8 protein-coding genes are annotated in these 10,327 nt (G+C 30.7%); 7 read left to right on the forward strand and 1 reads right to left on the reverse strand.

All coding sequences use genetic code 11. The features are described from left to right. Positions 1-7: 7 nt before the first annotated feature. From ACP5FO_RS07765 to ACP5FO_RS07795, 7 genes are read left to right on the forward strand one after another with little or no spacing between them, the layout of a single operon-like run. Positions 8-1,555, forward strand: coding sequence for a DHA2 family efflux MFS transporter permease subunit (locus ACP5FO_RS07765; protein ID WP_428110772.1), 1,548 nt, complete (start codon positions 8-10; stop codon positions 1,553-1,555). Then, positions 1,552-2,223, forward strand: coding sequence for a response regulator (locus ACP5FO_RS07770; RefSeq protein ID WP_428110773.1), 672 nt, complete (start codon positions 1,552-1,554; stop codon positions 2,221-2,223). The genes ACP5FO_RS07765 and ACP5FO_RS07770 overlap by 4 nt, the downstream gene beginning before the upstream one ends. Beyond that, a complete protein-coding gene (locus tag ACP5FO_RS07775) occupies positions 2,204-3,565 on the forward strand; it encodes a sensor histidine kinase (RefSeq protein ID WP_428110774.1) in 1,362 nt (453 codons plus the stop codon). The genes ACP5FO_RS07770 and ACP5FO_RS07775 overlap by 20 nt, the downstream gene beginning before the upstream one ends. Before the next feature lie 58 nt (positions 3,566-3,623). Beyond that, complete coding sequence (locus ACP5FO_RS07780; protein ID WP_428110775.1) at positions 3,624-4,958, forward strand: TolC family protein; 1,335 nt, start codon at positions 3,624-3,626, stop codon at positions 4,956-4,958. Between the two features lie 11 nt (positions 4,959-4,969). Further along, on the forward strand, positions 4,970-6,019 hold the full coding sequence (locus ACP5FO_RS07785) for an efflux RND transporter periplasmic adaptor subunit (RefSeq protein WP_428157308.1): 1,050 nt from the start codon (positions 4,970-4,972) through the stop codon (positions 6,017-6,019). Then, complete coding sequence (locus ACP5FO_RS07790) at positions 6,016-9,060, forward strand: efflux RND transporter permease subunit (RefSeq protein WP_428157309.1); 3,045 nt, start codon at positions 6,016-6,018, stop codon at positions 9,058-9,060. Before ACP5FO_RS07785 ends, ACP5FO_RS07790 begins: the two co-directional genes overlap by 4 nt. A 36-nt stretch (positions 9,061-9,096) precedes the next feature. Continuing rightward, positions 9,097-9,909, forward strand: a complete 813-nt coding sequence (locus ACP5FO_RS07795; protein ID WP_428110798.1) for an HD domain-containing protein — start codon at positions 9,097-9,099, stop codon at positions 9,907-9,909. Between the two features lie 41 nt (positions 9,910-9,950). Here ACP5FO_RS07795 and ACP5FO_RS07800 read toward each other — a convergent pair whose 3' ends face one another. Continuing rightward, positions 9,951-10,292 carry an ATP synthase subunit C gene (locus tag ACP5FO_RS07800; RefSeq protein WP_025392226.1) on the reverse strand — a complete coding sequence of 114 codons (342 nt, stop codon included), beginning with the start codon at positions 10,290-10,292 and terminating at the stop codon, positions 9,951-9,953. Positions 10,293-10,327: the final 35 nt, after the last annotated feature.

Consider the following 10,327-nt stretch of genomic DNA (forward strand, 5'->3'; position numbering starts at 1 on the left):
GCTATAGATGGCACAACAGAAAGTAAACCCCTATGTGATAGCTCTTACGGTGATGTTAGCCACATTTATGGAGGTGCTTGACACATCTGTTGCAAATGTGGCATTGCCTCATATAGCGGGTTCTCTTTCAGTTACTGTAACAGACTCTACATGGGTTTTAACATCATACCTTGCAGCAAATGCAATGATATTGCCCATTACCGGATGGCTTTCACAAAAAATTGGACGAAAGCGTTATTTTATTGGAAGCATAGTTTTGTTTACGATATCTTCTGCGCTATGTGGTTTGTCTTTTGATTTTTATTTTTTGCTTGTTATGCGAGCATTACAGGGTTTTGCTGGTGGTGGCCTACAGCCTGTTTCGCAGGCAATTCTTATGGAGAGTTTTCCAGAAAAAAAACGCGGTATGGCAATGAGTATTTTTTCAATTGGTGTAATTTTTGCACCAATACTCGGTCCTGTAATTGGTGGGTGGCTGACTGATCAATATTCATGGCGATGGGTTTTTTATATCAATGTTCCAGTTGGTATTTTAGCCACTACTCTTACTATGATGCTTATAGAAAATCCTCCGTATGCTAAAGCGAACCCAAAACTAAAAATTGATTATTTAGCTTTGAGTTTTATTTTCATTGGAATAGCATCTCTTCAAATCATGCTTGATCAGGGTCAGAATAAAGATTGGTTTAACTCAAATTTAATTGTGATTTTGGCTTTGTTTGCATTCTTTTTTATCTCTATGTTTATCATAAAGAATTCTTTTTCCAAAGAACCTATAATAAAATTTAAACTATTTAAAGATGCTAATTACTCTATTGGTGTTTTTTTAATGTTTATGACTGGCTTTGTGCTATATTCATCATTGGCGCTTTTGCCTATATTGGTTCAAACTCTTATGGGTTATGATGCACTTAAAGCTGGTTATGCTATTGCACCAGGTGGTATTGCAAGTTTAATTATTGCACCCATAATAGGCAAGTTGTCAAATAAAATAAATATCAAAATACTTGTGGGTGGCGGTATTTTATTAGTTGTTTACTCGTTGTATTTAATGTCAGAATTTAATTTAACAGCTTCATTTGATGTGTTTGCATGGGCAAGGATTATTATGGGTTTTGGGTTGCCAGCTATGTTTATACCAATCAATTTAGTTGCTTATAAGTTTCTAAAAAAAGAAGATATGGGAGATGCAAGTGGTGTAATAAACTTTGCACGCAATATTGGGGGTTCTATTGGTATATCATTTGCTGCAACGATGCTTCAGCGAAGAGAAGTTTTCCATAGAGATGCTTTGGTTCAAAATTTCAGTCAATCGAGCGTTATTTTTCAAAATTTTTTAGATAGCACAAGGCAATATTTAGTTACACGTGGGTTTTCTTTTGCAGATAGTTACCACGCGGCGATTGATTTAATGAACAATTTGCTGTTAGCACAAAGTGCAATTATGGGTTATCAGGATGTATTTCATTTAATTATTTACTTTACATTACCGTTATTTTTTGTAATATTATTTATAAGAACAAAACAAACTAAAGATAAGAGGGTGACGCTATGAAAATTGTTTTAGTTGAAGACGATGAAAAGATAAGTAGCTTTATAGCTAAGGGTTTTAAGGAATTAGGTTACATTATTCAAGTTTTTGATAATGGTGAAGATGCATATTATTTTCTTATGAACGAAAATTACGACATAGCTATTATCGACATTATGCTACCTAAATTAAATGGTTTTGAACTAATTCAAAAATTAAGAGAAAAATCTAATAAAATACCTATTATTGTACTTAGTGCAAAAAATGCCACGGATGATAAAGTAAAAGGTTTGGAACTTGGTGCAGATGACTATTTAACAAAACCATTTGCATTTAGTGAACTTTTGTCGCGCATTAATGCCATTTATAGAAGAGTCAACAATATTAAAGAAACGGTTTTGCAATATGCGGATTTGAGCCTGGATATATTAACAAGAGAGGTTACAAAAGAAGACAAAACGATAGAATTGCAAAAAAAAGAGTATTCTTTGCTTGAGTATTTGATGCGTAATGCAGGAAGAATTGTTACAAAAACTATGATTTTAGAAAGTATATGGGGATATGATTTTGATCCTCAGACAAATGTTGTTGATGTGCTTATACATAGACTTAGAAAAAAAATAGATGATCCTTTTGATAAAAAACTCATTCACACAGTACATGGCGTAGGCTATGTTCTTAAAGAAAAATAGTTTTTTCTCGAAGATATCTGTTAAAATTTTACTATGGTATAGTGCTATATTTATATCAAACGCCATTTTTTTGTTTTTGTTGGCTTATTTTATAGTTTCTGCAACACTTAGGGATAAAGAAACCACTTCCATTAGTCTTGAAATGGAAAAAGTTTTGCTTGATGCTCAAAAATACGGCATCACTAATATTAGAAAACATATTAGCCATAAAGAGAAGGAAAATTTTTTCATTGAAGTATTTATAAAAAATAAACCAATATATACAAATGAAATTTTTAAAAACTTACCGCCAAAAAAAATAATAATCGAAAAAATTCAATCTAAAAAAACTTTTTTTACCCTAAAGCATAGCAATAGAACATTTAAATTTCAGATTTATAAGACGGATAGTTATACTATAATAATAGGCAAAGATGTAGCAGGTACAGAAGAGCTACTTGAGAATTTTAGAGAAATTTTCTTCGGTATGATTTTATTCACTATGCTTTTGGGTATAATTGGTGGTCTTATTGCTCTAAGAAAAATACTTTTACCAATAAAAAGTATTACGCAGACAGCTCAGTATATTATAAATACAGGTAAATTAAATGAACGTATAAAGGTAGAAAACACTCAGGATGAACTTTACGATTTAAGCGTTATCATAAATAAGATGCTTGATAAAATTGAAGTACTTGTAAAGTCTTTAAAAGAAACAATTGACAATGTAGCTCATGATTTAAGAACACCTCTAACAAGAATTAAAATTACCAGCGAGCTTGCATTAAGCGAACAATCTAAACTAAACCCAAAAGATGCATTACTTAGTTGTCTTGATGAATCTGACAAAATATTAACATTATTAAATGCCATTGTAGATATATCACAAATTGAAACAGGTTCATTAAAGTTAAATATTGAAAAGATACAGCTTAAAAAGCTCATAGACGATGTTATTGATTTATACGATTATGTAATTGAAGAAAATGGTATGAACTTAAGCGTAAAATGTAATGAAAATATATACATATATGGTGATTTTAATAGATTGCGACAAGCATTATCTAATTTAATGGATAATGCAATAAAATACAACAAACCAAACGGCAAAATCTCAATTAAAGCATTGGAAATTAATGATAAAATATGCCTTTTTATACGTGATACAGGCATAGGTATAGATGCTAAAGATTTACCATATATCTTTGAAAGACTATATAGAGCAGATAAAAGTAGATCTAAACAAGGCTTAGGCCTTGGACTTTCTTTGGTAAAAGCAATCATTAAAGCACATGAAGCAAAAATAAAGGTAAAAAGCAAGTTGACTTGCGGAACTATTTTTTGTATAATTTTCCAACATTAAAATCTTGTAAGATTCGTGAAATAAATTAGAAAGTAAAATCAACTAGGGTGGTGTAGGTATGTTAAAACGTGTTTTTTTTGGTTTTTTTGCTGTGGTTTTTTTTGTGTCAGCTTGTGCTGTATATAAACCATTAGAAATAAATAATTCCCAGATTAACAAAAAAATAAGTCATATTGATAAAAAAGAACTCATGAAGTATCCCAGAGGTAAAATTATTTTAACAAAACTTGAAAATAATGAGTCGTTGAATGAAAATGATATTGCAAGTCTGGCTATAATTCTTAACCCAACTTTAAAAATTGAAAGAGATAATTTAAGAATTGCAGAAGCTCAAATTGGTATTTCAAAAACAATACCAAATCCGAGCATTTCATTTGATACGAGTTTTCCTGTAGCTGGAAATATTGTCAATACATACAATGGATATTCAGTTGGACTTTCTTATCCAATTGATTGGATATTTTCACATAATTTAAAAGTAAAAAGTGCTTTGTTTGAATACGAGTCAAAAAAATTAAGCTATAATTTTAATGCATACCAAATTATGCAGGATTCAAAAATAAAGGTAGCAAACATATATTATTTAGAACTAATATTGAAAGAGCTATCAGATAAATTAAACCTTTATAAGAAAATTTACGATACTGTAAAGGTAGCCTATAATAAACATCTTGTTTTATTAAGTGATTTGCAATTAGCAAAAAATGAGTACGAAAAATCGAAAATTCAATATCTAGACACTAAAACCATGTTAGAAAAAGAAAATGATAGTTTAAATAATATACTGGGCATTCCTTTAAGTGCAAAATTAAAAATTAATTTTGTGCCTAACAATAATTTTGATTTACCGGATCTTGAAGATTTATATAGTAATGTAACAAATCGGGTAGATATAGTTGCTTATAAATTAGCCTATCAGTCCCAGGAAGAAAAAACACGCCTTGCTTTTGCCCAGCAATTTCCAAAAATTTCTATAAATTTTCCTTTTAGTCGTGATACGTCGAATGTACAAACATTGGGTATTGGTGTTTCTATAGACTTTCCTATATTTAATACAAATAAAGCCCAGATAAATTTACAAGAAGCTACAAGAAAAAAGATGTATGATGAATATGTATTTAGGATTATATCAGCAAGGTTTGATATAAAAAGACTTGTATCTGATATAAAAAATATTCAACATCAGCTTGCAATTTTAAATGTAGATTACAATGATAGCTCAAAACTTTTAACTAATTATGAACAAGCGTATAAAAATGGTTATATAAGCATAATCGAATTTTATAAAAATTCAAATGATGTAATTGATAAAAAGATTAACATATTAAATTTAGAAAAATCTTTATACAGTATGCGTATAGCTTTGGAAATTGCATCAGGAAAAAAAATTTAGGTAGGTGAGGAATGAAAAGAGTTGTATTGGCAATTGTAGGTATTGCAATTATAATTATTTTTATTGTAGCATATTTATTCAATAAAAATAAATCAACCCCAGATAACCTGTCCAATAAAACTCTCATTGCTACAGTAAATGTGGCACCCATTAAAGTTAAAACAATGTCAAAATATATAGTAGCTTATGGAATTGTTGAATCAAAACCTGGCACTGCCAACACCGTTTCTTTAAATTTTGATGCTACCATTAACAAGCTATATGTGGTTGATGGTCAAAATGTAGTAAAAGGTCAATTGCTTTTTAGTGTAATACCGTCTCCAACTGTGCAGTCTCAATTAATGCAGGCAGAAAACTCACTAAATTCGGCAAGAGAAAATTTAAAAATTGTACAGGAAAAATTTAAGCTCCATCTTGTAAGCAAGCAGGATATTTTAAATGCCCAAAATGCATTAAATCAGGCTAGGATAATTTATGATAATTTAAAAAAAACGTATACGGATAAAGTTTACTCCAATATAGATGGCGTTGTTACCAAAATCAATTATACGCAAGGCTCTAGTGTGGTATCTGGCAGTCCAATTTTATCGATAGCAGATGTTAAGAATATTGCTATAAAGTGCGGTGTTGAGCCAGAAGATATTAATTTTTTAAAGCCAGATTTGACAGCTACAATTTCATTAATTGATTATAATAAAAAAATTACAGGCAAAATTATTTCGATATCAAATATTATTGATCCTGCAACCCACCTGATAAATATTTACATTTTGCCTGATACGAAAAAAGATTTAATCTTGAATAGTTATGTAGAAGTTAATATACCGATTTTTACAAAGACAGGCCTTGGTGTGCCAAAATCTGCTTTGTTGTACGAAAATGGCCATTATGTGATATATACAGTAAAAAACGGTGTAGCTAAAAAGCATGTTGTAAATGTAATTTTAAAGAATGAAAACTACGCACTTGTTTCATCAGCCGATCTTACAGATAAAGACATGGTTGTAACACAAGGAGCATATGAATTAAAAAATAATATGAATGTAAAGGTTCAAAAATGAAATTTCAGGAACTTTTGTGGAGAAAGAAAAAAGCGATTATATTTTTAATCATTGTAATTGTTTTTGGCGGCGTTTTTGCGACTTTTAAAACACCTGTTGCTTTGTTTCCAAATGTTGAATTTCCTCGCATACGAGTAACGGTAGATAGTGGCGATATTCCTGCAAATACAATGGTTGTTGAAGTTACAAAGAAAGTTGAGCAGACGCTTAGAGCTGTGCCAGATGTAGTGCATATTCGATCAACAACCAGCAGAGGTTCTGCAGAATTTATACTGGATTTTGGTTGGGGACAAAATATGAATGTTAATCTATTAAATGTTGAATCTGCTCTTAATGGAATTTTGCCAACATTACCAAAAGGTACTACATTTCATGCAATTAGGATGTATCCAACCGTTTATCCGGCTATTGCTTATAGTTTAACATCAGATAATCATTCACTTGTAGAGTTAAGGGATATAGCTTTATACGAGATTAAACCTTTGCTTTTAAATATTAAAGGTGTCGCAAATGTCCAGGTTCAAGGTGGCGAAAAAGAAGAATACCATGTGTTAGTTAATCCAATGAAACTCTACACTTACAATTTAACAATGAGCGATGTGATAAAATCTCTGTCGAATTCAAATGTTATTAGTGCTGTTGGCAGGCTTGAAGATTACTATAAGCTTTATTTAGCAGTTTCTAAATCTCAATTGCACAATATGCAATCAATTGAAGATACAGTTTTAAAAACTAGCTCTAATGGTATTGTGCGTTTAAGTGATATAGCAACCATAAAAAAATCCATTGTTCCTAATTGGACCAAGGTTGTTGCTAATGGTAAAAATGCTGTTATTGTACAAATTATCCAATCACCTCAAGGCAATACAGTTCAAATTGCTCATGATGTAGATAAGAAGTTGCATGAGTTTAAAAGCAAATTGCCAGGTGGTATAAAAATTGCCAAGTGGTATGATCAAAGTAAACTAATAGTTTCTTCTACGCATAGCTTAAGGGATGCTATTATTATAGGTATTATTCTTTCTATTATTATTGTACTTGTTTTTTTAAACAACTTTAAAATAACAGTTACGCTTCTAATTAGTTTACCTACGATCTTATTTACCACAATACTTTTAATATATGTTTTTAAAATGAGTTTTAATATCATGACATTAGGTGGTATTGCAGCTGCTGTGGGTTTAATTATTGATGATGTAATAGTTATGATTGAGTATATTATGCGTTTTGTTGAAGAACGCAAAAACGAAGATATATCAAAAGTTATACCTTTAGCTGTTAAGGATTTCTTAAAACCACTTTTAGGTTCATCACTTTCTACAACTGTAATATTTATACCATTTGCGTTTTTATCAGGCGTAACGGGCGCATTTTTTAAGACACTTTCTATTACTATGGCAATGAGCCTTGTAATTTCTTTTTTAGTTACGGTTGTTTTGGTGCCAATAATAGCAAGAAAACTATTATACCGTGGTATAGGTAAAGAAAAGAAAAACATAATTGTTGATTTTTTGGCAAAATTATACAAGAATGCAATAAATTTTTCTTTTAGAAAGCCTGTTATTATATATTTACTTGTTTTAATTTTAGTTATATGTGGTATTTATAGTTTTAAAAATATTGGAAGTGGTTTTATGCCGTCTATGGATGAAGGTGGATTTGTTCTTGATTATGTCACAAAACCTGGTACATCTTTAAATGAAACACAGCATACGCTTAGCAAGATTGAAAAGATTATACAATCAAACAAGTATGTTCAAAACTACACCGCAAGAACTGGATTGCAGCTTGGGGGTGGCTTAACTGAGCCAAACACAGGAGATTTTTTCATAAAATTAAAACCTTTTCCAAGACCATCTGTCCAAAAAATAATGAATGATATACGAAATAAAATCGAAACGACAGTGCCAGGTGTGCATATAGATATGTCACAACTAATGGAAGATATGATAGGCGATTTAGTTGGTACTCCTTCACCAATTGAAATCAAAATTTATTCAGACAATTATTCTCAGCTACTTTCCCTTGCACCCAAAGTTGCCAATATAATATCAAAAGTGCCAGGTGTAGTAGATGTAAAAAGTGGTGTTGTATTGGCTGGAGACGCTTTAAATATTGAAATTAATCGATCAAGAGCTGCAATAGAAGGTGTTGATCCTAACTACATTACACAACAACTAAATCAATACTTAAATGGAATTGATGCAACATATATATTGGAAAGCCCAAGAATAATTGGTGTAAGGGTTTGGACACCTCAAAATTTTAGGAGAAACATTACAGATATAGAAAATTTTCCTATAAGAACTCAGGATGGTAAGCTTATACCTCTAAAGCGTATGGCAAATTTACAGATTGTGTCTGGACAACCAGAAATTGTACACGATAATTTAAAAAATATGATTGCAGTAACTGCAAGAATTAGCAGTACAAGCTTAGGTCAGGCAGTAAGTCAGGTTAAGCAGGATTTAAACAAATCTCAAATACTAAATTTAAAAGGCGTATATTATGAGTTTGGTGGTCTTTATGCGCAGCAAAAGAAAGCTTTTGCAGGCCTTTTTATCGTGCTTGTAAGCGCTGTTGTTTTGGTGTTTGTTGTGTTATTGTTTATGTATGAGGAATTTTCATTGGCAATTTTAATTTTATTAATGTCACTTTTGGCTTTAGCAGCGGACTTTATAGGTTTATATGTAACAAAAACTCAATTAAATATAACATCTATAATGGGCCTTATAATGAGTGTGGGTATAAACACAGAAACTGCAATTTTTTATATTAGCGAATACAAAGAATTTATAGAAACAAGAAATAATGTTGGAGCTATTATAAATGCTGGTAAAAATAGAATGAGACCAATAGTTATGTCTACCTTAATTGCAATTTTATCTTTAATGCCTATCGCAATTAATTTAGGACATGGATCTGATATGTTAAAGCCACTTGCAATTGCGATTATTTCTGGTTTATTTGCTCAACTATTTATGGTTTTATTTGTGTTGCCAACAGCTTTACTGGGTTTGGAAAAGCTAAAAAATAAATAGCTTAAAATTTAACATTTGTGATATAATTCCTATTCGATGAATAAACTTGAAAAACTCAGCATAGGTCAGGTTATAAAATTAAAACTCTGGTTTGAAAGTTATGTTGATGATTTTATAAAAAATTATTCAGAAAAAAAGGAAAACCTGGAATTAAAACGTATTCATACGTACAATGTTTGCAAAGAGTCCTTAAAAATCATGCAATATTATAGAAAAAACAGTGAATGCAGGCTTAGCGCATACATGATTGCTTTGTTTCATGATATCGGAAGATTTGAGCAATATGCGCTTTTTAATACATTTAATGATAGAATATCTAAAGACCATGCTGAGCTTTCTATTAAAGTTATATTAGAAAACAATTTGCTTAAAAATATAAATGATTATACAAAAAACATAATAATAAAAGCTATAGAAAATCATAATAAAGCTCAATTACCTAAATGTGTCGATTACAAACTGAACTTTTTATCAAAAGTTGTAAGAGACGCTGATAAAATTGATATATATCGAATTATTACGCAAAACTATATATCTAAAAAGCCAAATAGTGCTATAAATCTTGAATTGGAAAACAAAAATTTTATTTCAGATAATGTTTATAAAAGTATTTTAAATAAAAAACCTGTCAAATATGAAGATTTAAAAACCATAATGGATTTAAAAGTTTTACATCTAAGCTGGGTTTTTGATATTAATTTTATTTACACATTTGAAAGGATAACTAGAGAATCATACTTAGAAAAGATATTTTCCACAATGGCACAAAATAAACAAACGCAAATAATTTTTCAATTAGTTGAAAATTATGTTGATAAAAAGCTTAAGCTAGGTAGAAATGAGGTTTAAAAGAGGGCCAATAGACCCTCTTTTAAAAATAGTTTCAAAATTTAAAACACAATATGAAATGGATTTGCATAGAAAATAATCAAAACAATAACAAGCATATAGATGACCAGTGACTCGATCATAGCAAGACCAATCATCATAACGGTAAGTAACTTTCCAGAAAGACTTGGGTTTCTTGCAGTACCCAAGACTGTACCGTTAACAGCATGGCCCTGACCAATACCACCACCCCCAGCAGCTAGTCCAAGACCGATTGCTCCACCCATAGCTACAAGCATGTAATATTCTTTAAGCGAGCTTGCCGCTTGTGGAGCGCCTGCTGCAAATGCTGGAACTGCAGCAAGTAGTAAAAGTGCCGTTAGCAATAAGACCTTACCCTTCATAAAACCTCCTCACAATAAAAAAATTGTCTACTTTA

The organism is Desulfurella sp. (assembly GCF_049977265.1).
Taxonomy (GTDB): domain Bacteria; phylum Campylobacterota_A; class Desulfurellia; order Desulfurellales; family Desulfurellaceae; genus Desulfurella.